This is a genomic window from Pseudonocardia cypriaca (assembly GCF_006717045.1).
Taxonomy (GTDB): domain Bacteria; phylum Actinomycetota; class Actinomycetes; order Mycobacteriales; family Pseudonocardiaceae; genus Pseudonocardia; species Pseudonocardia cypriaca.
The window spans coordinates 1452128-1474195 of the sequence record NZ_VFPH01000002.1; the positions used below are offsets into that span (position 1 = coordinate 1452128).

Consider the following 22068-nt stretch of genomic DNA (forward strand, 5'->3'; position numbering starts at 1 on the left):
GAGCGGGAAGCCGCTCACGCCAGCTTCTCCAGCGTCGCCCGGGCGCCGTGCTCGTAGAGCGAGTCGAGGTGCCGGCGGTAGACGCTGGTGAAGCGCTCGTCGTCGATCAGGTCGCCGAAGACCTCGCGGTCGGCGAGGAAGGCCAGCCGGTCGTCGCGCTGCCGGCGCGCGGCGGCCGTGAGCCGGTCCGCGAGCCGGTCGACCACCTCGATGGGCTGTCCCTCCTCGTCGACGCCCTCGGCGTAGCGGGCCCAGCTCGCGACGACGGCCGCGGACCTGGTGATCTCGCCGCCGTGCGCGAGGTTGTGCCGGATCACCGGTAGCAGCCACTTCGGGATGCGGTCGGAGCTCTCGGCGCACAGCCGCGCGACGGTGTCGCGGACGTGCGGGTTGGAGAACCGGGCGATCAGGTTGGGCTTGTACTCCCCGAGGTCGACGCCGGGCACCGGCTCGAGCGTCGGCGTGGCCTCGCGTTCCATGTAGGCGAGCAGGAAGTTCGCGAACAGCGGGTCCTGGCACACGTCGTGCACGAGCCGGTGGCCCGCGAGGTAGCCGAAGTAGCAGAGCGCCTGGTGGCTGGCGTTGAGCAGCCGCAGCTTCATCAGCTCGTACGGCTCGACGTCGGTGACGACCTGCACGCCCACGTCCTCGAACGGGGGCCTTCCGAGCGGGAACGAGTCCTCCAGCACCCACTGCGTGAAGGGCTCGCAGACCACCGGCCAGCGGTCCTCCACGCCGAACCGCCTGGCGATCTCGGCCCGGTCGTCGTCGGTGGTGACCGGGGTGATGCGGTCGACCATGCAGTTGGGGAACGCGACGTCGTCCTGCACCCACCTGCCGAGCTCGGGGTCGCGCAGGGCGGCGAACGCGCTGAAGCTCTTGCGCGCCGCGTCGCCGTTGCCCTGGATGTTGTCGCAGGACAGCACCGTGAACGGCGCGAGGCCGCGCTCCCGCCGCCTGACCAGCCCCTCCGTGATCAGGCCGAACGTCGTGCGCGGCGCAACGCCCGGCTGCAGGTCGTGCACCACGTCGGGGTTGGTCGCGTCGAACTCGCCGGTGACGGCGTTGAAGTTGTAACCGCCCTCGGTGACGGTCAGCGAGACGATGCGGGTGGCCTCGTCGGCCAGCTTCTCGATCACCGCCTCCGGGTCGTCCGGGGCGAAGAGGTAGTCCACGAGCGACCCGATGACGCGCGGCTCGAACGTCCCGTCCGGGTGCTTGGTCACCAGGGTGTAGAGGTGGTCCTGCGCCTGCAGAGCGTCCCGCATCCGCCGGTCGCCGGGCAGTACGCCGACGCCGCAGATGCCCCAGTCGAGCGCCTTGCCATCGTTCATCAGGCGGTCGAGGTACATCGCCTGGTGGGCGCGGTGGAACGCGCCCACGCCGAAGTGCACGATCCCCGCCCGGACGGCCCCGCGGTCGTACGAGGGAACCGCGACGGCCGGGTCGAGTGAGGCCAGCGCCCTCGCGCCGAGCGCGGTCACTTGACCGCTCCCAGCGACAGGCCGCGCACGAGCTTGTCCTGCGCGACGAACCCGGCGATGAGGACGGGCAGCGACACCAGCGTGGCCGCGGCGCACAGCTGGGCGAGGAAGAGCCCCTCGCTGGTGATGAACCCGACCAGGAAGACCGGGGCCGTGGAGGCAACGGTTGCCGTGAGGTTGACCGCGAACATGAACTCGTTCCAGCTGAAGATGAAGCAGATCAGGCTCGTGGCAGCCATGCCGGGCAGGACGATGGGTGTGACCACCCGCCACAGGGTGGTGATCAGGCCGGCCCCGTCGACCTCGGCGGCCTCCAGGATCTCCGTCGGCACCTCGGCCAGGAACGACCGCATCATCCAGACCGCGATGGGCAGGTTCATGGAGGTGTAGAGGATGACCAGGGTGTAGACGTTGTCGAGCATCCCGACCTGCTTGACGATCAGGTAGATCGGCAGCAGCGCCGCGATCGGCGGCAGGAACTTCGTGGACAGGAAGAAGAACATCACGTCGGTCCACTTCTGGACCGGCTTGATCGACAGGGCGTACGCCGCCGGCACCGCGAGCAGCAGGACGAGCAAGGTCGAGACGACGCTCGCGGTGGCCGAGTTGATGAGGAACGGTGCGATGTTGCGGCCGAACAACTCGCCGTAGTGCTCGAACGTGAGCGGCGCGAGCACCTTCGGCGGGTTGCTCGCCGCGTCGGCCTCCCGGTGGAACGAGGTCAGCACCATCCACGCGACCGGGGCGAAGAAGAACAGCGTGAGGATCCACGCCACCAACGTCCAGACCGGGCCCGCCTTCGCCCCGGTGCTGGTGTCCTCGACCCGCCGCCTGCGCTGCCGCGCCGGCTGGGGCTGCGCGACGTCCGTCCGCTCCGCGGTGCCGGCGCCGACATCGACGGTCATCGTCCAACCTCTTCCCGGAACAGCGAGGAGATGAGCCGCAGTGCGAACGTCGCCACGACGATCGTGCCGACCACCACGACGACGCCGGCGGCCGCAGCCTCGCCGTACTCGTACTTGCGGAACATCGTCAGGTAGATCTCGTAGGGCAGGTTGGTGGTGGCCGAGCCCGGCCCGCCCTGCGTGATCGTGAAGATGTGGTCGAAGGTCTGCACCACGTAGACCGATCCGAGCAGGATCCCCAGCTCCATGTACTGCCGCAGGTGCGGCAGCGTCATGTAGCGGAAGGTCTGCACGCCGGAGGCGCCGTCGACCTTGGCGGCCTCCAGCACCTCGCCGGGCTGGGACTGCAGCCCCGCGAGCAGGATCAGCATCATGAACGGCGTCCACTGCCAGACCAGGGCGATCACCACGGCCGCCATCGGGAACGTCGACACCCAGTCGATCGTGGGCCCCCGATCGCCGAACAGCTGGGCGATCCCGTTGAGCGTGCCGTTGAGCAACCCGTAGGTGGGGTTGTAGATCGCGTGCTTCCACAGCAGCGCGGCGGCGACCGGCATCACCAGGAACGGGGCGATCAGCAGGGTGCGCGCGAGGCCCCGTCCGATGAACTTGCGGTCGAGCAGCACCGCCAGCACGAGCCCGACGACCAGGCTGAGCAGCACCACCGACACCGTCAGGACGACGCTGTTCACCACGGCGGCCCGCAGGCGGGCGTCGGTGAACACGACCCCGTAGTTGGCGAGCCCCGCGAAGCTCTCCTCGCCCGGACGCAGGATGTTCCAGTGCAAGGTCGAGAGCACGAGCGTCGCCACGAACGGCAGCTGCGTGACGATGATCGCGAAGACGAGGGCCGGCAGCAGCGGCGCCCGCCGCCGCCACCTGCTCTCGCCTGCGCCCCGGTGCGGCCCGGGAGTGCGGACCGCACCGGCGGGTGGTGCCAGCGTCGTCATCTCGGCACCGCCACCGTCACTTCGGGGACTTGTACTTGTCGCCCGCGGTCTGGGCGAGCTGCTGACCGCTCTGCAGGGCGGGCCCGACGTCCCCGTCGCCCGCGATCGCGGCGCTGACGTCCTGCGAGACCTTCGTCGCGACGTCGGCGAACTCCGGGATCGCGACGAACTGGATGCCGACGGTCGGCCGCGGCTGCACGCCCGGGTTGGTAGGGTCCGCCTCCTGGATCGCCTTCAGGGTGATGTCCCCGAACGCCGCGGCGGCCTGCTTGTACTCCGGGATTTGGTAGGTCGAGGTGCGCTTGCCGGCCGGCACCCTGGCCCACCCGAGCTGCTGGCCGACCAGCGTCTCGTAGTCCTTGCTCGACGCCCACAGCATGAACTTCGCGGCGTTGTCGGCGTTCTTGGAGTCCTGCGGCATCGCCCATGCCCACGCCCACAGCCAGCCGGAGGTCTTCGTCTCCTTGACGGGCGCGTAGACGTAACCGATCTTGCCGGCGACGTTCGAGACGCTCGGGTCCTCCAGGGAACCCGCCGCGGACGTCGCGTCGTACCACATCGCGACCTGGTTCTGGCTCATCGCGTTCAGGCACTCGGTGAAGCCGGCCTGCGCCGCACCGGGCTCGCCGTGCGCGCGCACGAGGTCGACGTAGAACTTCGTGGCCGCCTGGAACTCGGGCGCGTTGACCTGCGCCTGCCAGTCCTTCGTGTACCAGGTGCCGCCGAAGGTGTTGACGACCGTGGTGAGCGGGGCGAACAGCTCACCCCAGCCGGGAAGACCGCGCAGGCAGATACCGCGCATGCCCGGCTGGGCGCCGTCGACCTGCGCCGCGAACTGCGCCACCTGGTCCCAGGTCGGGCGCTCCGGCATCGTGAGGCCCTTGGCCTCGAACACGTCCTTGCGGTACATGAGGAACGACGACTCGCCGTAGAACGGCACGGCGTAGAGCTTCCCGTCCTCCCCCGACAGCGACTCGACCATCGCAGGCAGCAGGTCGGCGTTGTCGAAGTTCGCGTCGCCCTCGGTGTAGCTCGTGACCTCGTGCAGCCAGCCGTTCTTCGCCCAGATCGGCACCTCGTAGGCCCCGATCGTCACCACGTCGTACTGGCCGGCGCCGGTCGCGATGTCCTGGGTGACTTTGTCGCGGAGCTCGTTCTCCGGGAGGATCGTGAAGTTGACCTTGATCCCGGTCTGCTTCGTGAAGTTGTCGGCGGTCAGCTTCTGGATGTCCTCCATCTGCGGGTTCCCGACCATGAGGACGCTGATGGCTTCTCCGCCGCCACCACCGCCTCCACCGCCCGCCCCGGCACAGCCGGCGAGCACCAGTGCTGCAACCGCGAAACCAGCGGTGAGGCGGCCACGACGCCACCCACGATGTCCGGACAAGGTTCCTCCTGAGGACCAGGACCACACGCAGGGCTCGGATTGTTGGCTGCCGCCATCGGGCGGTCAAGGAAAGTCGTCGAACTGTGCGCTGCTGCGCTCATATGAGCGACTTCCCGCCCTGGATCGCCGTGCGAGGATCACCCGCGTGACGAATCCCATCGGCGTGCACGCACTCGTGTGGGTGGGCGAGACCACCCCGTCCGCCCTGAGCGAGGCGGTGAGCCGCACGCAGGCGGCCGGCTACGACCTGCTGGAGCTCTCGCTCCACGACGCGAAGCAGCTCGACACCGCGGCCGCGAGGGCCGAGCTCGAGCGGGCGGGCATCGGAGTGGCGTGCTCGCGCGGGCTCGCGTTCGACGCCGACGTCTCCAGCACCGACCCCGCCGTCGTCGACCGCGGCGCGCAGCTGCTCGCCGACTCCCTGACGACCACCCGGGAGCTCGGCGGAACGATCCTCACCGGGGCGCTGTACAGCGCACTCGGCAAGTACTCCACTCCCCTGACCGACGGCGGGCGGGCCAACGTGGTGCGGGTGCTGCGCGAGCTGGCTGCCGAGGCCGCGGGTCACGGCATGACGCTCGGCCTGGAGATCTGCAACCGCTACGAGACCCACGTGATCAACACCGCGCACGACGCGCTGCGGCTGGCCGACGACATCGGCGCCGACAACGTCATGATCCACCTGGACACCTATCACATGAACATCGAGGAGGACGACCTCGTCCGCCCGGTTCACGAGGTGGGCGACCGGCTCGGCTACGTGCACATCGGCGAGAACCACCGCGGCTACCTCGGCTCCGGGCACCTCGACTTCGGCGCCTTCTTCCACGCGCTCGCCGACGTCGGCTACACCGGCCCGATCACGTTCGAGTCGTTCTCCTCGGCGGTCGTCTCACCGGGGCTGTCGAGCGACCTCGCGGTGTGGCGCAACCTGTGGTCCGACGGCGCCGACCTCGCCGCCCACGCCCGGTCGTTCATCGCCGGGCAACTGGCCGCCGCCCGCCCACGGTGACGCTCGACGACCTGGTCGCCCGTGCCGCCGCGCTCGCCGCAGGGCCGGGCCGGGCGATCCTCGGCATCACCGGCAGCCCCGGCGCCGGCAAGTCGACGCTCGTCGAGGCGCTCCTGCGCGAGCTTCCCCCAGAGCAGGTGGCACACGTGCCGATGGACGGGTTCCACCTCGCCGACGTCGCCCTGCGCGCGATCGGGCGCCTCGGCGCGAAGGGGGCGCCCGACACGTTCGACGTGGGCGGTTACGTCGCCCTGCTCCGCCGCATCCGGGCCGACGCCGAGGACGTGATCTACGCGCCGGCCTTCGAGCGGGACCTCGAGCAGCCGCTCGCGGGCGCCATCCCCGTGCCACGCGCCGCCCGGCTCGTGCTCACCGAGGGCAACTACCTGCTGGTCGAGTCCGGCCGTTGGCCCGAGGTGGCGGCACAGCTCGACGAGATCTGGTTCTGCGACCCCCGCCCGGACGTACGCCTCGAGCAGCTCATCGCCCGGCACGTCACGTTCGGCAAGCCACCGGACCGGGCCCGGGCCTGGGTGACCACCGTGGACGAGCCGAACGCTCGGCTGGTCGAGGGCACGCGTCAGCGGGCCGACCTGGTCGTCCCCGCACCGGTCCTGGAGGCGCTCCTCGTCGAGTAGTGGCTCGCGGCGATCGCGTACGTGGACCCGGGCAACTTCGCCACCAGCTTCGCCCCGAGCCGGCCTGATCACATCGGCGGCCGGATGCCCTTGGTCTCGAGTCGCGGCAGGACCTCCTGGGCGAAGTACTCGAGCTCGCCGACGTAGTCGACGAAGGACAGCGTCATCCCGCCGAAGCCCGCACGGTGGAACCGCTCGATCTCGTCCGCGACGTCGTCGGGGGTGCCGATGAGCGGGCAGCTGCCGTGACCGGCCGCGAAGCGGGCCCGGAACGTCGCGAGCATCTCCGGGGTGAACGACTGGGCGTGCAGGCCCTGCAGCCGCATGAGGTTGTCGACGGCCGCCCAGTCGGCGTTCTCGTCGGCGTAGTGGTGCAGGTAGTCCTGCGCCTCCCGGCGGGTGGGGCGGCACACGACGTGGCCCAGCGTGAACACGCCCACCGAACGGCCGTACTCCCGCTCGGCGCGCTCACGGACCGTCCGCACGACCTCCGCGCCGTCCTCCGGCCCTCCGACGATCGTGAACGCGAAGTCGGCGTTGCGGGCGGCGAACCCGCGGCCCTGCGTCGACGAGCCCGCGTTGAGCACCGGCAGCACCCCGTCGTACGGCTTCGGCATGCCCTCGACGCCGTGGAGGGCGAAGAACCGCCCCTCGTGGTCGAAGGAGCCCGGTTCGGTCCAGATCGACCGGACGACCTCCCACCACTCCTGCGCCAGCGCGTAGCGGTCGTCGTGGTCGGACGGCAGCTCGACGCCGAAGGCGCGGTACTCCGGCTCGTTCCAACCGGCCACGATGTTGACGCCGGCCCGCCCCTCCCCGATCTGGTCGACCGTGGCGAGCTGCTTCGCCGCCACGACGGGGTGGTTGAACGCGGTGTGGATCGTCGAGAACACGGTGATGCGCCGCGTGTGCGCGAGGAGGGCCGCCGCGGACGCCACCGGGTCGAGGACGCCCTCGTGGAAGTTGGTCTCCCCGCCGTAGCCGATCCACCGCGCGATGGGCAGCAGGAAGTCGATCCCCACGTCGTCGGCCAGGCGCGCGAGCCGCAGGTTGTCCTCCCAGCTGCCGGACCAGCGCTCGGGGATCCGGGTCACCGCGAGCCCCGACGAGCAGTTCGCGGAGAACAGCCCCAGCTTGAAGGCCTTCCCGTCGGTGATTGTTCTCGGCATCGTCGGATGGTCGCAGGTTTCCGGCGCGCGTGTCCCCTATCCCGCGTGCGTGCGCTGCTCGGGCACCGGACCCTCGTCGCGCACCTCGTCCTCGGCCTGCCGGACCGCCCCGGCGAGGACGGAGGCGCGCCGCTCGGCCGACTCGCGCGAGTCCTCGTACGCGACGTGGTCCGCCACACCCGGCACGAAGGTCCTCGCGCCAAGGGTGAGGACCGGCGCGAGGAGCCCTGCAGGTTCGTCCTCGACCCGTTCCCACCCGACGACCCGTCCGACGTACGGCTCGAGACGCCCTGCGACGACGACGATCGCGAACAACGGGTACGGCTGGGCCACGAAGCTGCGGATCACAATATGAAGGCGCCGGACGACCGGATGGTGTTACGCCGTCGGGCCGACGGACCCGCGGTGGACGATCGCGGGCGAGCTGATCACCGACGAGATCGTCACGAGCGCCCGGCACCCGCTGCTCGACCGGGTTCCGGCCGGGCCGGTTCGCCTGAGCGGACAAGCCGACTCGTACTGTTGCCCCCGTGTCCCTGCAGATCGCCGTCGTGCTCGCCGTGGCCTCGGCGGTCTGCTACGCGCTGTCGGCCGTGCTGCAGGAACGGGAAGCGTCCCTGCAGCAGGCGGGCGGGGTGGCCCTGGTCGCCCGGCTGGTCCGCCGTCGCGGCTGGTGGGCCGCGATCAGCGCCACGATCGTCGGCGCCCTGCTGCACCTGGGCGCTGTCGCCGCCGGACCGCTGGTCGTGGTCCAACCGATCGGGGTGTCCACCCTGGTCATCGCCCTGCTCATCGGCTCGCGGCTGGGCCGAAGCCCGGTGCCGACCCGCTCGTGGGCGGGCGCCGCCTGCGTGGTCATGGGGCTGCCCGCGGTGCTCGCCGCCGTCCCCCACGAGGCCCTGCACACCGCCAACAAGATCCACGCCACCACCGGCTACTGGCCCACCGCCGCCGTGCTGGCCGCGGTCGTCGCGGCCGCCGTGGGCGCCGCACTGGCCCTCGGCGCCGGCCACCACCGCCGCGGCTCGGCCATCGCGTACGCCGCCGCAGCCGCGGTGTGCTTCGGGTTCACCTCCGCCACCGCCAAGACCATCATCCTCGGGCACCTCGAACCCCAGCGGATCGCCGTCGGCGTCGTCGTGGTCTGCCTCGGCACCGTGCTGGCCCAGCACGCCTACCGCGACGGCGGGCTCGGCGCACCACTGGCGGTACTCACCCTGCTCGACCCGTTCACGGCCGGCGCGCTGGGCATGCTCGTGCTCGGCGAACCCTTCGGCACCACCCCGATCCGCCTCGCCCTCGGAATCACCGGCGGGCTGATCACCTGCGTCGGGGTCGGGTTGCTCTCCACCCGACCCACCGCGACACCCGCCCCGAGGCAGCCCGCCCCGATCGGCTGATTTCCCGGTTCGGCACCGGCCCCGGGCCTGCCCCGGACGTAGCGTCCCCGGCAGGTGGGAGGACCGGGATGACCACGTTCAGCAGGCGGCAGGTGCTCGGGGCGGCCGCGCTCGGCGCGTCGCTCGCGGCCTGCGCCAGGCCCGTGACCAGCCCGTTGGCCTCCCGCTCCGCGCCGGACGCCCCGGAGGAGACGAGGTCTCTCGACCAGCTGTACGCCGACGCCGTGGCGGAGGGCGGCCACCTGGTCGTGTACGCCGGTGGGGCCACCGCGACCGAGCACGACGCCACCGGGCAGGCGTTCCTGGCCCGCTTCCCCCGCATGTCGCTGACCACGGTGGTCGACTACAGCAAGTTCCACGACGTCCGCGTCGACAACCAGATCGCGACCGGCTCCCTCGTCCCCGACGTGGTGCAGCTGCACACGCTGCACGACTTCCCCTCCTGGAAGGAGGAGGGCCTGCTGCTGCCGTACAAGCCGGCGGGCTTCTCCGACCTGCACGACGCGTTCAAGGACCCCGACGGCGCGTGGCTCGCGATCGCCGTGAACGCCCTGAGCTTCGTGTACGACAACGCGAGTGTCGGCGCCGCCGCCCCCGCAGCGCCGCCCGACCTGGTCGACCCGCGGTGGAAGGGGCGGATCGCGTCGTCGTACCCGCAGGACGACGACGCCGTCCTGTTCCTCTACCGCCAGTACGTGCACGAGTACGGCTGGGACTGGGTGGCGAGGCTCTCCACCCAGGACGTTCAGTTCGCCCGCGGCACCCACGCGCCGGTCGCCGCGGTCGCCGAGGGGCAGAAGGCCATCGGCATCGGCGGTGCGGGAACGCTGAACGCGGCGCCGGGCTCCCCGACCCGCTGGGTCGCCACCGACGACGTCCCGTTCCTGGCCTGGGGGCAGCGCGCAGCGATCCTCGCGGGCGCCGCCCACCCCGCCGCCGCGAAGCTCTACCTGAACTGGCACCTCTCCCGTGATGTGCAGGAGGCCGCGTACACCGGCTGGTCGGTGCGCACCGACGTCACCCCCGCCGGCGGGCTGAAGCCGATCTGGGACCACCCGAACGCCCACGTCGACCACTTCGACCAGTTCATGGCCGACCGCGCCGAGGTCGAGCGCTGGCGGAAGAGCTTCACGCTGTACCTCGGCGAGGTCCAGGGCCCGCCGAGCTCCGGCTGGCTCGGGCTGCACCCGGGCCCATCGGTCACGTAGTCCGGGGGGCGACGCGCCGCGGTCTGCCGCTGATCCGCTGTATCGGTTGTCCATGGCTGTGGCGACAGCCGTGGACGACCGATACTCGCGATCTTGGTGTTCATGATCCGGTGTATCGGGTGTCCATGGTCGTGGCGACAGACATGGGCAACCGGCAGTTCGGATCATGGTGCGCGATGGTTCCTGCCTTTGTTGGTCGGTTCTCGTCGGCTTGGTCTGTCCAGCAAGCCGCCGGTGGGCGCGCCGAGCTGCATGAGGTGCGGCTCATGTCCCGATTCCGCTGATCATGCCCGTCTCACCGGGGTTAGTGGTGTGGGAACGGGACCACAGCCGGTTGCGTGGCACCCAGGCGACGCGTTTGTCGGGTCCGCCGTGCCGCCGCGTCGGTAACGACCGCCGGCGCAACCACAGAATTCGGTGGTGATGCCAACCAGGCCATCTCCATGAGGTGCGGGGAGAGGAGAGACCAACCAGATCGCCACATCAGCAGCCGTGGGCGGCTTGGTGAGGCGGGGAGGCCCGAGCCGGGGACGGCGCGCCTACCAACGATTCCTCACCACAACGGCACCACGACGGCACCCGCGCGCGTTCCGCGGAACTCCCATAGAGGGCACGTGACGTGTGGTGTCGTGCCGGGCGAGGCGCTCTCACCTGGGACAATCAGTGTCAAACGTGACCATGGGAGTGACAGCAGAGTGCAGCTCTGCGCCGCCCAGGTCCCACGCGTTCCCACGGCCAGATCATCGAGTTGATCACCGGCCGCGGCGGAGCTCACGTGGGAGATACCTCTCACGCGAGGAGATCCGGACCTGCCGCGTGTGCAGAGCCGAACCGGTGACGTAATCCATCACGAAGCAGCTCCCACGTGTGCGCGCTCACGGGCTCGTCCAGCCACACGCGGCGCTGCCCGTCCGGGGTGACGGTGAGCCCGAACGGTCATGAACAGGCCGGTCGTGCGCAACCCACTCCCGATGAACAGCCTCGATCTCAGCCCGACGCGAGGCGGGTGCTCGCGGCGCTCGTCGACGGGCTACGAGCAGGCGATGCGCGATGCGAGGGCTCACTGTCGGTAACGACCCCGCCACCGGCCCCGAGTGCCAGTGGCGATGAACGTCCGCTGGCTCCCCCAACCACACCCGCACCCGGCAGGAGTGCCATGAACCACCCGCAGCACGGTCACCTTCCCTACCCGCCTCCGGCCCCGCCCCCCGCTCGGCCTCGCCGGTGGCCGTGGGTGCTCCTCGGGATGCCCCTCGGCATGCTTGTGACGCTCGTCCTGGTCGTCGCGATCGGCATCGCCACGAACCCCACACTGCCTACGAACCTCTCCGCCGCGTCCGGCAGCGTCGCTGCCCCCGCCGCCACCGTGCTGCCTGCCCCGGCGCCGCCCGCACCCTCGGGGCCGTTGACAACATTTGGGGACGGCACGTGGGAGGTCGGGGTCGACATCGTCCCCGGCAAGTACAAGACGTCCGGCCCCGCCCCCAGCGGTTTCGGCAACTGCTATCACGCCCGCCTCAAGACTGGCGACGGATCCGTGGGCGACATTCTCGACAACAACAACAGCAAGGGTCCCGTCACCGTCACCATCAAAGAATCCGACGGATATTTCGAGTCCCAGGGGTGTGCGGACTGGGTAAAGGCCGACTGATGAGCCGCCACCACGACACAGCGCCGCTCATCCTCGCGGTTCTCCTCCTCGCGGCATTGGTGGGATGCGGAACAACGACGACCGCCGGTCGACCGGCACCGGCCGAACCGGTCGCCACGTCCACCCCGTCATCGGCGGCTACCGCGTCGTCGCCGACGACGACCGCCGCGCCGTCCAAGTACACACCGGCCGAATCGGCGTTCCTCGCCGCGTATCCGTCCATGAACCCGGATGCCGCACTACAGGGGGATACGCAATCTGCGCGTCCCTCAAGGCCGGGATTTCCCGACCGCAGATGATCGAGTCCGTGCAGGGCATGGCGGGCATCAGCCTTGAGTCGGCCAAAAAGATCGTATTTGCGGCAACCACCTACTTGTGTCCGCGCTGAACTAGGCGAGATCTAGCGGCGCCCCGGGCACTCCGGTCTCATCCCGGGCACCGCCCGCTCACCATGCGCAGAAGGAACCAACCCCTGCCGCTGAACCTGCATATCCCACTCCCCCAGCCCGTTCTCCTGCAACACGCGGATCGGCGGCAGCCGCAAGTCGAGCCGTCCCGGCGTCATGTTTTGGCTGATCATCGGCTGGAGGTTGATGCCGTGCTGGCGGCTGCTGCTGCTCATGTGGTGGTGCTGCAAGGTCACGTGGCGCGCCGCTGACCGGCTGCTCACCCTCGTCTGGGCGAGCAGGCCGCCGACTACCCGCTAGAGACTCGCGTTTGGCCTCGCCTGGACATCGGCGCTACTTGCGAAAACAGGCGCCGGGCTCGAAAGCTGCTCCGCGATTGCTCGGCGCTGCCCCCTAGACCAGGTGTCCCGGCCCGGGAACGCGTCGCTGTCATCCCGCCGCACGAAACGCCTCAGCGGACGGGGTCCCGTCGAACCCGTGGCGCGTGGGCGAGGTCGTGCGGGCCGCAAAGGCGCTCGGGTCCCGCGAGGCTCGTCGGCTCGGCCGGGCCGGTAACGAGCGGCTCGGGTTCGCCGACCTCCTGTTCACGGTGTCGGGAGGCGAGCGTGGTGATCACCCGGAACTACGGCCTCGCCCTGCTCGCGCTCGTCGTCGCCGCCGTCGTGGGCGGCTGCGCTGGTCCGGCCGTGGCGGGGCAGGCCGCGCCCGCCTTCTCGCCCACCGAACGGGCCTTTCTCACGGAGGTGGCGGACGGGCCGGGCATCCAGTGGTCTTCGACCAACGGGGAGAAGCTGCGAATGGGCCTAGCCATCTGCGGGGAGGCGCCGAGGACGACTCGGGGGCAGATGATTGCCAAGATGATGGCTCCGCCGAAGCCGTGGCCGCTGCGGCCGTCCGAGATCGTGGTGGACCAGGCCAAAGCGCACCTCTGCCCCACCACACCGTGGGCGGCGAGCGCCGTCACGCCGCTGCCGCCCGCTCCACCTCTCGAATCGTGGGTCGTGAAGGGCAGCGACTTCCAGCAGACGGTGGATCTGCATATGCAGACCGCGATGATGGAGCGGCTTGACATCTCCGTCGCGGAAGCGACTGTGGACGCCGCCCGCAGTCTGGCGTACTACATGTGCACGGGGATGCGGGCGGGCCAGAGGGCCGGGGATCTGCTGGTGGCGATCTACCCCGCGGCGGATGCGCCTGCGCAGCTCGGGGTGTCGCTCGCCGCAAGTGAATTCTGCCTCGACGCGGTCCCAGGCTGATTCGCCACCCGCGCCCGGCGTCACGGCGCTGGGGCGACCCCTGGGCCTCTCACCTGCGGTTTCGTATCCCGTAGTGCGTTCCGCGGAACGCACCCGAAGCCCTCATCAGCGGTTCGGCGCACCGACCGGAGCGCTTCCCCATTACAACAGCACCGACTGCGTTCCGCGGAACGCACAGGCGGCAGCCCCGCCGGCTACGCCGGCTCGGCGTGGACCCTGCTGCGGGCCTCCGCTGCCTTGACGATGATCTCGGTGCAGTCCTCCAGCGGGATCCGCGTGCTGTCCAGCACCAGGTGGTAGTGCTCCGGGCGCGCGGGGTCGGTGCGGTAGAAGTGCCGCACGTAAGCGGTGCGGGCGTTGTCGTTGCGGTCCATGGCGTCCCGCGCCTCCCGCTCGCCCACCCCGAGCAGGGTCATCGCCTGGTGGACCCTGCGGTCCGGGTCGCCGTCGAGCCGCACGTGGAGCGCGTTGGCGTGGTCGCGGAGCACGATCGCGGCCGCCCGGCCGAGGATCACCCCGCCGTGCTCGCGGATGCCCGCCCGGATGACGCGTTCGGTGCAGGCGTTGACGTGGGCGTCGGGCAGCAGCGCTCCCGGCGGTGGGGTGACGCCGATCATCCAGTCCGCCGACGCGGGGGCTGCGGCCGACAGCACGCGCGTCAGCCAGCCCTGCACCTGCTCGTCCCGGCTCAGGGCGTCCTCGAGCGGGATGCGGAGGTCGTTCGCGACCGCGACCGGGATCGCCCGGTCCAGGAAGGGCACGCCGAGCCGCTCGGCGACCGCCGGGCCGACGAACGCGCCCCCGGCACCGTAGCTGGCGGAGATCGTGACGACCTGTCGCATGACTGGCCTCCATCCGTGAAGACCCGGGGCGACAAGGTTAGATCAAACGGGGCTCCTCGGCAGCCGGAGACGTACGCCCGTCCGGGCGAACGGCATCCGGGGCACCGGCCCACCGGGACGCCTCGATGTCGCCGGAGAGGTCGCGCTGGTGCGTCGGGTTGATCAGCAGCTCCTCCACCACAGCACGCTGCGGCAGCGACGCGGCGAGCAGCACGGCGGCCGCGACGTCCTCGGCGCGGAGCATCGTGGCACGCTCCTGCTCCGAGGGCGGCTTCGGGCGGTTGTCGAGGATCGGGGTGTCGACCTCCCCGGGCAGGATCGAGGTGGCCCGGATGCCCTCGTTGCGGTACGAGGCGTTGAGGTAGTTCATGAAGTTCACGACACCCGCCTTCGCGGCGCCGTAGGCCGGGCCGCTGAGCAGGCCGGGCCGCACCGCCGCGATCGACGACACGGTGATCACGGTGCCTGTGCCGCGGGCGAGCATGTCCGGCAGGACGGCCCGGGTCAGGGCGAACACCCCGCTCAGGTTGACCCGCAGCACGTGGTCCCAGTCGTCGTCGGAGAGCCATTGGGCGTTGCGCGCCTTCGACGACACCCCGGCCACGTTGACCAGCACGTCCACCGGTCCGACCCGCTCGCGGACCCCGTCGACCAGCGAGCTGACCTGTGCGGGGTCGTCGACCGCTGCGGGGGCGACGTGCGCGGTGCCACCGGCCGCGGCGATGGTGGCCGCGACCTCGTCGAGCAGGCCCCTGCGCCGGCCGACGAGCACGGTCACCGCACCCTCAGCGGCCAGCGTGACGGCGGTGGCCGTGCCGATGCCGCTCCCCGCGCCGGTGACCAGGCAGACCTTGTCCTTCAGAGCGCTCATGGTCATCGAGTATCGCCGCTCCACCGTGCGAACTCAGCGGGCGTTCAAGAACCCGTCCGTACGATCGCCCGCATGGCTCTCCCAACAGACAACCGCACGGCCAACCGCCGGACGCTGGCCATCGTCGTGGGAGCCCTCGTCGTCGGCGGCGGGCTGTTGTGGCTGGCCCTTGGCGTGTTCAGACCGGAACCGCCTGCCGGAGGCGGCGGTGGTGGTGGAGGAGGCGGCAGCACCTCGATCGACCTCGAGGGTTGGAAGCTGACACTCCCCACGGAGGGCAAGAGCGGCAACGCCGCGAGCGTGGAGCCCGCAGAGCTCACGGAGCCGTGGCTGACCGCGGGCCCCGACGGCAGCCTCACGTTCTGGGCCCCTGCCGAAGGCGCAACCACCAAGAACTCCGACCACCCGCGCACCGAGCTGAACAGCCTCACCAACTTCAAGGCCGGCACCGACGGCGAGCACACCCTCGAGGCGTCGCTCGCGGTGAACCAGGTGCCGGGGGACTCGAAGGACATCATCGTCGGCCAGATCCACGGTGCCGACGACATCAGCTCGGTGCCGTACGTGATGCTGCACTACCGGGACGGGGAGATCCGGGTCGTGGTCAAGCAGCAGCACAAGGGGGACGAGAAGCAGGCCTTCTCCCTCCTCACCGGGGTGCCGCTGAACGACCGCTTCGACATCACGATCACCGACGACGGCAACGGCTCGATGACGATCGGCGCGAGCCACGCCGGCAACACCCAGCAGATCACCGCGCAGGTGCCGGCCGCGTTCCAGGGTCAGACGGTCCGCTTCCAGGTCGGCGACTACCAGCAGGCCGACTCGGCGCAGGGCGCCGACGACGGCGGGCGGGTCACCTTCTACAAGATCGCCGAGTCCAGCGGCTCCTGAGCTGCCGTCAGGGCACCCGAGAGCATCGGCACCGCATCACCGCAGGACCGGCTCCAGCGGGAACTCCACCCCGTCCACCGGCGGTTCCGGCATCGTCCCGGAACCGTCGGGCAGGGGCACGGCGGCCAGCAGGGCTCGGGTGTACGGGTGCTGCGGGTCGTCCCAGATCGTGCCGGCGGGCCCGGACTCGACGATCCGGCCCCGGTACATCACGGCGAGCCGGTCGGCGATCAGGCGCACCACCGTGAGGTCGTGGGAGATGAAGAGCAGGCCCGCGCCGCTCTCGACGGCGAGGTCGCGCATCAGCGCCGCGACGATCGCCTGCGTCGACGCGTCGAGCGCCGAGATCGGCTCGTCGCCGATCAGCAGGTCGGGGCGGGCGGCGAGGGCCCGCGCGATCGCGATCCGCTGGCGCTGGCCACCGGAGAACTCGTGCGGGTAGCGGCGGGCGGCGGCGCGGTCCAGCCCGACCCGCTCCAGCCACCACCCCGGCTCGGACCCCTCGGCGCCGCGGGCCACGGCGGCTCGGACGCCGTCGCCGATCTGGGCGCCGACCGGCCGCCGCGGGTGCAGCGAGCCGTACGGGTCCTGGAACACCATCTGGGCCCTGGTCAGCTCGACCGGGCGGCGCCGCAGCCCGAGCGGCGCGACCGGGCTGCCGTCGAACGTCACGGTGCCCGCGGCCGGCGTGACGAGCCCGCAGATCGCGCGCGCCACCGTCGACTTGCCGCACCCGGACTCCCCGACCAGCCCCAGCACCTCGCCCGCGCCGACGGAGAGATCGATGCCGTCGACCGCGCGCACGGGCGGCCGGCCGCGGTAGACCACCTCGAGGCCCTCGACCTCCAGCAGCGTCACGACTCCTCCAGGGCGCGCACGTCGTCGAGGGTCCGGACGCCGCCCGCCGCCCCGGGCAGGCTCGCCAGCAGCGACGCGGTGTAGGGGTGCGTCGGCGCGGTGAACACCTGGTGGCGCTCCCCGTTCTCGACGAGCGCGCCGTCGCGCATCACCGCAACCCGGTCGGCGACGGCGCTCATCACGCCGAGGTCGTGGGTCACCAGCAGCACGGCGAGGCCCATCTCGCGGGCCAGGTCGCGCAGCAGGTGCAGCAGCCCGGCCTGGACCGTGACGTCGAGGGCGGTTGTCGGCTCGTCCGCGATGAGGACGGACGGCGAGCAGGCCAGCGCGATCGCGATGGCGATGCGCTGGCGCTGCCCGCCGGAGAACTGGTGCGGGAAGCGGCGCATGGCCCCGGCGGGATCCGGGATCCGCACGCGTTCGAGCAGCTCCACTGCGCGGGCGCGCGCAGCGGCCTTGTCGAGCCGGAGGTGGTGGCGCAGGTGGTCGGTGAGCTGCGTGGCCACCGACAGCATGGGGTGCAGGCTCGTCGACGGGTCCTGGAAGACCATCGCGATCTCGGTGCCGCGCAGGTCGTTGCGTTCTCGCGGCGTGAGCGCGAGCAGGTCGCGCCCGCCGAACGTGATGCTGCCCCCGACCCGCGCGCGGTCCGGGAGGAGGCCCATGACCGCCAGCCCGGTCATCGTCTTGCCCGAGCCGGACTCGCCCGCGAGGCCCTGGATCCGGCCCTCGTCGAGGTCGAGGTCGACGCCTCGCAGGATCTCGGTCTCCCCGATCCGCAGCGTGAGACCGCTGATCCGGAGCGCGGTCACCGGGTCTCCGCCTTCCCGAGTACACCGGCCGTGCGCGGGTCCAGGGCGTCGCGCAGCGCGTCGCCGAGGAAGTTGAAGGCCATCACCACGGTCAGGATCGCGAGGCCCGGGAACACGCCGAGCCACCACGAGTCGAAGTTCTGGATCGCCGCCGCGACCATCGAGCCCCACTCCGCGGTGGGGGGCTTCGCGCCCAGCCCGAGGAACGACAGCCCGGACAGCAGGAGCGTCGCCGTGCCGATGTCCAGGCTGGCGAGGATCAGCACCGGACCGGTGACCATCGGGACGATGTCGGTGCCGAGCGACCGCAGCGGCGAGAAGCCGAGCAGGCGGTCGGCCAGCACGAAGTCGGCCTGCCGGATGCCCACCACCAGCCCGCGTGTGACGCGCGCGTATGCGGGCCATGAGACGACGAGCGCCGCCAGCACCGCGTTCAGCAGGCTCGCACCGAGCGACGCCGCCACCACCATCGCGAGGATGACGGTCGGGAACGCCATCACGAGGTCGGTCAGGCGCATCACGGTCTCGTCGACCCACCGGCCGAAGAAGCCCGCGGCGAGCCCGAGGACGCCGCCGATCAGCACCGAGAGCGCGACGAGCAGGACGGCCAGCGGCATCGTCACCCGCGCGCCGGCCAGCACGCGGCTGAAGACGTCGCGGCCGAGCTCGTCGGTGCCGAAGAAGTGGGCACCGCTCGGCGCCTCCAGGCGCGGGAAGTCCTGGACGAGCGGGTCGTGCGGCCACAGCGCCGGACCCAGCACGGCGATGAGGATCCACACCAGCGCGACCGCGGCGCCGGTGATGCCCAGCGGGGTTCGCCACGCCTGCGGGATCCGCGCCCGGAACCGGGCGCGCAGCGGCCCGTCGGCGACGGTGCTCATGAGATCCGCACCCGCGGGTCGATGACCCCGTAGAGCAGGTCGACGACCAGGTTGATCACCAGGTAGATGATGCCGACGAACAGCCCGACGCCCATCACGGCGGGCAGGTCGAGGTGGGACGCGGCCTGGTAGGCGTATGACCCGAGACCGGGCCAGGCGAAGATCTCCTCCACCAGCACGGTTCCCGAGAGCAGCGCGCCGAAGGCGAGGCCGACCACCGTCAGGATCGGCACCATCGCCGCGCGCAGCACGTACCGGAAGAGCACGGTCCGGCCGGGCAGGCCCTTGGCGCGCGCCGACCGGACGTAGTCCTGCTCCAGGACCTCCAGAACCGCGGAGCGGGTGAAGCGGGTGAGCAGGCCGACGGTGTAGAGCGTCAGCACCAGCGTGGGCAGCGTCAGGTGCGCCAGGGCGTCGCCGAACGTCTCCCACTCCCCCGCCAGGAGCGCATCGAGGGTGTAGAGGCCGGTGACGTGCGGCGGTGCTGTGGTCGCGGGCGCGAGGCGCCCCGAACCCGGCGCGAGGTCCAGCTGGAAGGAGAAGACGTAGAACGCGACCAGCGCGAGCCAGAACGTCGGCACCGAGATGCCGACCAGCGACACCACCCGCAGCGCGCTGTCGGTGAGCTGCCCGCGCCGGACGGCCGCGATGACGCCGAAGCCGACGCCGATCAGCACCGACAGCACGATCGCGCCGATCGCGATCTCCAGCGTGGCGGGCACCGCCGACTGCAGGTCGGTGAGCACCGGCCGGTGCGTCTGCTGCGACTCACCGAGGTCGCCTCGCACGAGGTTGCCCAGGTAGGTCGCGTACTGGACGGGCAGCGGCCGGTCGAGCCCGTAGTGCGCCCGGTACGCCGCCACCGTGGCCGGGTTCTCCGCAGCGCGCTGCCCGAGGTTGGCCGCGACCGGGTCGCCCGGCACCAGGTTCGTGAGCACGAACGTCACCAGCGTGACGCCGACGATCAGCAGGGCCGAGACCCCGAGCCGGCGCAGCAGGTACCGGGCGAGCGGGTTACTGACCACCGGCGGCCGCACCGACGGCGCCGAGGTCCAGCGTCCAGATCGGGTTGTAGGCGGCGCCGGTCACCGATTTCGCCGTGACGATGTTGGTGGCCGGCTGGACCAGCGGGATGAACGGCCCGCCTGCGTTCAGACTGCGCTGGAACTCCTGGTACAGGTTCGCGCGCTCCGCCGGGTCGACGACAGATGCGGCGGCCTTGGCGGCGCGGTCGATGTCGGGCGCGGCGCTCGCCGGCCAGTTCGCGCGCTTGCCGATCAGTCCGTCCGGGGCGAAGGCCAGGTAGTTGGACGGGTCCGGGAAGTCCGGGCCCCAGTACCAGAGCCCCATCTCCTCCTTGCCGTTGCGGTAGTTGTCGAGCTCGGTCGCGACCGGCGCCGGTGCCAGTTCGACCGTGATGCCGGCGGCGGCCAGCTGCGACTGCAGCCGCTCGGCGATGGTCTGGAAGCTCAGCCCGAGGAGTGTGAAGTCGCTCGGGTAGGCGAGCTTCGGCGTCTGGCCGTTGACGCCGCTCGCGGCCAGCGCGGCAGCGGCACCCGCCAGGTCCTGCTTCGGCGCCTCGCCGGCAGGCAGCGAGCCCGTGATCATCGTCGGGATCATGCTCGCCGGCTGCACCGACCCGGCGCCGGCGACCTGCAGCAGGCCCGCGTAGTCGATGGCCTTCTTCACGGCCGAGACGTACTGCTGGTTGCTGGTGGCGGTGGAGATGTCCGCGCCCTGGTTGAGGAACAGGAAGATCGTGTACGCGGACGGGCCGCTGGTGACGGTCAACTTGCCCTGGTCGAGCCCGCTGACCTGGTCGCCGGACAGGTCGAGCGCCACCTGCGAATCGCCCTTCTGGACGTTCAGCACCTGGGTGGCGGCCTGCACGTTGCGGATCACGATGGTGTCGTACGCGGGCTCGGCCGGCCCGTTGTACGCGGGGTTGCGCGCGAGCACCGCCTGGCTGGCGACGTCCAGCGACTTGAGCATGTACGGCCCGGACCCCGCCGACGTCCCGTTGAGGAACTTCTCCGCGCCGTCCTTGTCGTCCGTGGTGCCGCCGTTGGCGGTGACGACCTTCGAGTTGACGATCGACAGTGCCGGGTTGGGCAGGATGTACGGCAGGGCGGCGTTCGGCTCGGCGCTGGTGAGCACCACCGTCGAGTCGTCCTTCTTGGCGACCGTCACGCCGTCGAGCAGGAACGACGGGTTGCCCTTCACGCCGATCACCCGCTGCAGCGAGAAGACGACGTCGTCGGCGGTGACGGGGCTGCCGTCGGAGAACACCCGCCCCGTGGCGAGCGTCAGGGTGAGCGTCCTGGCGTCGGGCGACAGCTCGTAGGCGGACGCGAGGCCCGGCGCGGGCGTGCCGAGGTCGTCGCCTTCGAACGTCAGCAGCGTCTCGTACATCCCGTGCGTGAGCATCTGCCCGGTGAGCTCGTACTCGCGGGCCGGGTCGACGGTTTTGAGGTCGAACGTCGAGTCGATCACCAGGGTCGGGCCGGACCGGCCCGCGGACCCTCCCGAGCCGCAGGCCGCCACGGCGAGCACGACCGCCACCGCGGCGGCGAGCGCTCCGGAACGCCTCGCACCGAACATGTGCACCTCCACGCAGAACTGTCTCGCCACCAGCTCGCGGTCGGCGCTGCGAACTCGCGTCCACTGGACGATTCGGCGGGTATCATGCGACATTGGCTGCAGTTCGTCCAGTAGCGACCCGAATGGCCAGACGAAATCACAGCCAACGAATGAGGGGGTCCCGGAGTGTCCAGAGGCCCGGAGTCGGACGACCCTCCTGCTGGACGAATCGCCGACCTGGACGAGACCGACCAGCGGATCCTGGCCGGACTTCGCGACAACGGCCGCGTCTCCATGTCCGCCCTCGCCGAGCAGGTCGGCGTCTCCCGGGCAACCGTCTACACCCGCGTCGAGAACATGGTGGCGCGCGGCGTGATCACCGGGTTCAGCGCACGGGTCGACCCGCGCAAGGTCGGTTTCGGGATCTGCACGCTCGTGTTCGTCACGGTCCGGCCGCAGTCGTGGAAGAGCTTCCGGGGCCGGGTCGTGGAGATGCCGCAGGTCGAGTACTGCGCGGTCACCACCGGCCAGCACGACGCGATGCTGCTCGTCCGCGGGCGGGACGTCGCGGAGGTGCACGAGTTCGTCACCGAGGCGCTGTCGGTACTGCCCGAGATCAAGGCCGTGGAGTCGGTGCTCGTGATGGACGAGGTGGTGAGCCGGGCGTTCCTGCTGCCGGACGACATCCCCGCACCGGCCGCTACCACCCAGCAGGTGGGGATGACCCGCTTCATCCGGGCAGGCGACGGGCACGCGGGGCTCGAGTCGCTCTGAGGAGCCGCTCATCTGGATACGCTCATTGATGAGTGTTCCAACTATGAGTGCTTCACGGAGGATGGTTGGCCGCTCGTCGGCACATCATC

The 22068-nt window shown here is 70.9% G+C and carries 23 protein-coding genes; 9 read left to right on the forward strand and 14 right to left on the reverse strand.

Annotation, left to right across the window (positions count from 1 at the left end):
- Positions 1-14: 14 nt before the first annotated feature.
- The 4 genes from FB388_RS24550 to FB388_RS24565 are packed head-to-tail and all read right to left on the reverse strand — an operon-like array spanning position 15 to position 4726.
- On the reverse strand, positions 15-1484 hold the full coding sequence (locus FB388_RS24550) for a mannitol dehydrogenase family protein (RefSeq protein WP_142104529.1): 1470 nt from the start codon (positions 1482-1484) through the stop codon (positions 15-17).
- Positions 1481-2389 carry a carbohydrate ABC transporter permease gene (locus tag FB388_RS24555; RefSeq protein WP_142104530.1) on the reverse strand — a complete coding sequence of 303 codons (909 nt, stop codon included), beginning with the start codon at positions 2387-2389 and terminating at the stop codon, positions 1481-1483. Before FB388_RS24555 ends, FB388_RS24550 begins: the two co-directional genes overlap by 4 nt.
- Positions 2386-3339, reverse strand: coding sequence for a carbohydrate ABC transporter permease (locus FB388_RS24560; RefSeq protein ID WP_142104531.1), 954 nt, complete (start codon positions 3337-3339; stop codon positions 2386-2388). Before FB388_RS24560 ends, FB388_RS24555 begins: the two co-directional genes overlap by 4 nt.
- 16 nt (positions 3340-3355) lie before the next feature.
- Positions 3356-4726, reverse strand: a complete 1371-nt coding sequence (locus FB388_RS24565) for an ABC transporter substrate-binding protein (protein WP_246122361.1) — start codon at positions 4724-4726, stop codon at positions 3356-3358.
- Positions 4727-4871: 145 nt separating this feature from the next.
- Here FB388_RS24565 and FB388_RS24570 point away from each other — a divergent pair, with 145 nt between their 5' ends.
- Together FB388_RS24570 and FB388_RS24575 are read left to right on the forward strand one after the other, a co-directional pair.
- On the forward strand, positions 4872-5738 hold the full coding sequence (locus tag FB388_RS24570; protein ID WP_246122363.1) for a sugar phosphate isomerase/epimerase family protein: 867 nt from the start codon (positions 4872-4874) through the stop codon (positions 5736-5738).
- Positions 5735-6376: a nucleoside/nucleotide kinase family protein gene (locus FB388_RS24575; protein ID WP_142104533.1), complete on the forward strand. Its 642-nt coding sequence runs from the start codon at positions 5735-5737 to the stop codon at positions 6374-6376. The genes FB388_RS24570 and FB388_RS24575 overlap by 4 nt, the downstream gene beginning before the upstream one ends.
- 68 nt (positions 6377-6444) lie before the next feature.
- Here FB388_RS24575 and FB388_RS24580 read toward each other — a convergent pair whose 3' ends face one another.
- Together FB388_RS24580 and FB388_RS24585 are read right to left on the reverse strand one after the other, a co-directional pair.
- The gene (locus tag FB388_RS24580; protein WP_142104534.1) at positions 6445-7545 is read right to left on the reverse strand and encodes an LLM class flavin-dependent oxidoreductase; all 1101 of its coding nucleotides are present in this window, start codon (positions 7543-7545) and stop codon (positions 6445-6447) included.
- Between the two features lie 36 nt (positions 7546-7581).
- A complete protein-coding gene (locus FB388_RS24585; RefSeq protein WP_142104535.1) occupies positions 7582-7893 on the reverse strand; it encodes a hypothetical protein in 312 nt (103 codons plus the stop codon).
- A gap of 182 nt (positions 7894-8075) precedes the next feature.
- On the opposite strand from FB388_RS24585, the gene FB388_RS24590 reads away from it, so the two are divergent.
- The 4 genes from FB388_RS24590 (at position 8076) to FB388_RS24605 (ending at position 12192) form a co-directional block, all read left to right on the forward strand.
- On the forward strand, positions 8076-8945 hold the full coding sequence (locus FB388_RS24590; protein WP_142104536.1) for a DMT family transporter: 870 nt from the start codon (positions 8076-8078) through the stop codon (positions 8943-8945).
- A 68-nt stretch (positions 8946-9013) separates the two neighbouring features.
- A complete protein-coding gene (locus tag FB388_RS24595; protein WP_142104537.1) occupies positions 9014-10153 on the forward strand; it encodes an ABC transporter substrate-binding protein in 1140 nt (379 codons plus the stop codon).
- A gap of 1234 nt (positions 10154-11387) precedes the next feature.
- A complete protein-coding gene (locus FB388_RS24600) occupies positions 11388-11804 on the forward strand; it encodes an Rv1352/Rv1906c domain-containing protein (protein ID WP_142104538.1) in 417 nt (138 codons plus the stop codon).
- 64 nt (positions 11805-11868) lie between these two features.
- Positions 11869-12192: a DUF732 domain-containing protein gene (locus tag FB388_RS24605; RefSeq protein ID WP_142104539.1), complete on the forward strand. Its 324-nt coding sequence runs from the start codon at positions 11869-11871 to the stop codon at positions 12190-12192.
- Between the two features lie 12 nt (positions 12193-12204).
- Here FB388_RS24605 and FB388_RS24610 read toward each other — a convergent pair whose 3' ends face one another.
- Positions 12205-12426 (reverse strand): hypothetical protein, encoded by a 222-nt coding sequence (locus FB388_RS24610; RefSeq protein WP_170225814.1) that lies wholly within the window; start codon positions 12424-12426, stop codon positions 12205-12207.
- A 390-nt stretch (positions 12427-12816) separates the two neighbouring features.
- Between FB388_RS24610 and FB388_RS24615 the strand changes: the two genes are divergently transcribed.
- Positions 12817-13467, forward strand: coding sequence for a hypothetical protein (locus FB388_RS24615; RefSeq protein WP_142104541.1), 651 nt, complete (start codon positions 12817-12819; stop codon positions 13465-13467).
- Between the two features lie 194 nt (positions 13468-13661).
- Here FB388_RS24615 and FB388_RS24620 read toward each other — a convergent pair whose 3' ends face one another.
- Positions 13662-14309, reverse strand: a complete 648-nt coding sequence (locus tag FB388_RS24620) for a cytidylate kinase-like family protein (RefSeq protein WP_142104542.1) — start codon at positions 14307-14309, stop codon at positions 13662-13664.
- A gap of 37 nt (positions 14310-14346) precedes the next feature.
- Positions 14347-15180, reverse strand: coding sequence for an SDR family oxidoreductase (locus FB388_RS24625; protein WP_142104543.1), 834 nt, complete (start codon positions 15178-15180; stop codon positions 14347-14349).
- 72 nt (positions 15181-15252) lie between these two features.
- On the opposite strand from FB388_RS24625, the gene FB388_RS24630 reads away from it, so the two are divergent.
- Complete coding sequence (locus FB388_RS24630) at positions 15253-16074, forward strand: polysaccharide lyase family 7 protein (RefSeq protein ID WP_142104544.1); 822 nt, start codon at positions 15253-15255, stop codon at positions 16072-16074.
- A gap of 36 nt (positions 16075-16110) precedes the next feature.
- On the opposite strand, the gene FB388_RS24635 is transcribed toward FB388_RS24630, so the two are convergent.
- The 5 genes from FB388_RS24635 to FB388_RS24655 are packed head-to-tail and all read right to left on the reverse strand — an operon-like array spanning position 16111 to position 21226.
- On the reverse strand, positions 16111-16932 hold the full coding sequence (locus FB388_RS24635) for an ABC transporter ATP-binding protein (RefSeq protein ID WP_142104545.1): 822 nt from the start codon (positions 16930-16932) through the stop codon (positions 16111-16113).
- Positions 16929-17744, reverse strand: coding sequence for an ABC transporter ATP-binding protein (locus tag FB388_RS24640; RefSeq protein ID WP_142104546.1), 816 nt, complete (start codon positions 17742-17744; stop codon positions 16929-16931). The genes FB388_RS24635 and FB388_RS24640 overlap by 4 nt, the downstream gene beginning before the upstream one ends.
- Positions 17741-18625, reverse strand: a complete 885-nt coding sequence (locus tag FB388_RS24645; RefSeq protein WP_142104547.1) for an ABC transporter permease — start codon at positions 18623-18625, stop codon at positions 17741-17743. The genes FB388_RS24640 and FB388_RS24645 overlap by 4 nt, the downstream gene beginning before the upstream one ends.
- Positions 18622-19650 (reverse strand): ABC transporter permease, encoded by a 1029-nt coding sequence (locus FB388_RS24650; protein ID WP_211362206.1) that lies wholly within the window; start codon positions 19648-19650, stop codon positions 18622-18624. The genes FB388_RS24645 and FB388_RS24650 overlap by 4 nt, the downstream gene beginning before the upstream one ends.
- The gene (locus FB388_RS24655) at positions 19640-21226 is read right to left on the reverse strand and encodes an ABC transporter substrate-binding protein (protein WP_142104549.1); all 1587 of its coding nucleotides are present in this window, start codon (positions 21224-21226) and stop codon (positions 19640-19642) included. Before FB388_RS24655 ends, FB388_RS24650 begins: the two co-directional genes overlap by 11 nt.
- A 165-nt stretch (positions 21227-21391) precedes the next feature.
- Between FB388_RS24655 and FB388_RS24660 the strand changes: the two genes are divergently transcribed.
- Positions 21392-21979, forward strand: a complete 588-nt coding sequence (locus FB388_RS24660) for an Lrp/AsnC family transcriptional regulator (RefSeq protein WP_211362207.1) — start codon at positions 21392-21394, stop codon at positions 21977-21979.
- Positions 21980-22068 lie beyond the last annotated feature (89 nt).

What these genes read in the sequence shown, in the direction of transcription:
- FB388_RS24555 (WP_142104530.1), bottom strand. Translation starts at nt 2,389, where the DNA reads ATGACCGTCGATGTCGGCGCCGGCACCGCGGAGCGGACGGACGTCGCG.
- FB388_RS24560 (WP_142104531.1), bottom strand. Translation starts at nt 3,339, where the DNA reads ATGACGACGCTGGCACCACCCGCCGGTGCGGTCCGCACTCCCGGGCCG.
- FB388_RS24580 (WP_142104534.1), bottom strand. Translation starts at nt 7,545, where the DNA reads ATGCCGAGAACAATCACCGACGGGAAGGCCTTCAAGCTGGGGCTGTTC.
- FB388_RS24595 (WP_142104537.1), top strand. Translation starts at nt 9,014, where the DNA reads ATGACCACGTTCAGCAGGCGGCAGGTGCTCGGGGCGGCCGCGCTCGGC.
- FB388_RS24605 (WP_142104539.1), top strand. Translation starts at nt 11,869, where the DNA reads ATGCGGAACAACGACGACCGCCGGTCGACCGGCACCGGCCGAACCGGT.
- FB388_RS24610 (WP_170225814.1), bottom strand. Translation starts at nt 12,426, where the DNA reads ATGAGCAGCAGCAGCCGCCAGCACGGCATCAACCTCCAGCCGATGATC.
- FB388_RS24620 (WP_142104542.1), bottom strand. Translation starts at nt 14,309, where the DNA reads ATGCGACAGGTCGTCACGATCTCCGCCAGCTACGGTGCCGGGGGCGCG.
- FB388_RS24625 (WP_142104543.1), bottom strand. Translation starts at nt 15,180, where the DNA reads ATGAGCGCTCTGAAGGACAAGGTCTGCCTGGTCACCGGCGCGGGGAGC.
- FB388_RS24630 (WP_142104544.1), top strand. Translation starts at nt 15,253, where the DNA reads ATGGCTCTCCCAACAGACAACCGCACGGCCAACCGCCGGACGCTGGCC.
- FB388_RS24645 (WP_142104547.1), bottom strand. Translation starts at nt 18,625, where the DNA reads ATGAGCACCGTCGCCGACGGGCCGCTGCGCGCCCGGTTCCGGGCGCGG.
- FB388_RS24655 (WP_142104549.1), bottom strand. Translation starts at nt 21,226, where the DNA reads ATGTTCGGTGCGAGGCGTTCCGGAGCGCTCGCCGCCGCGGTGGCGGTC.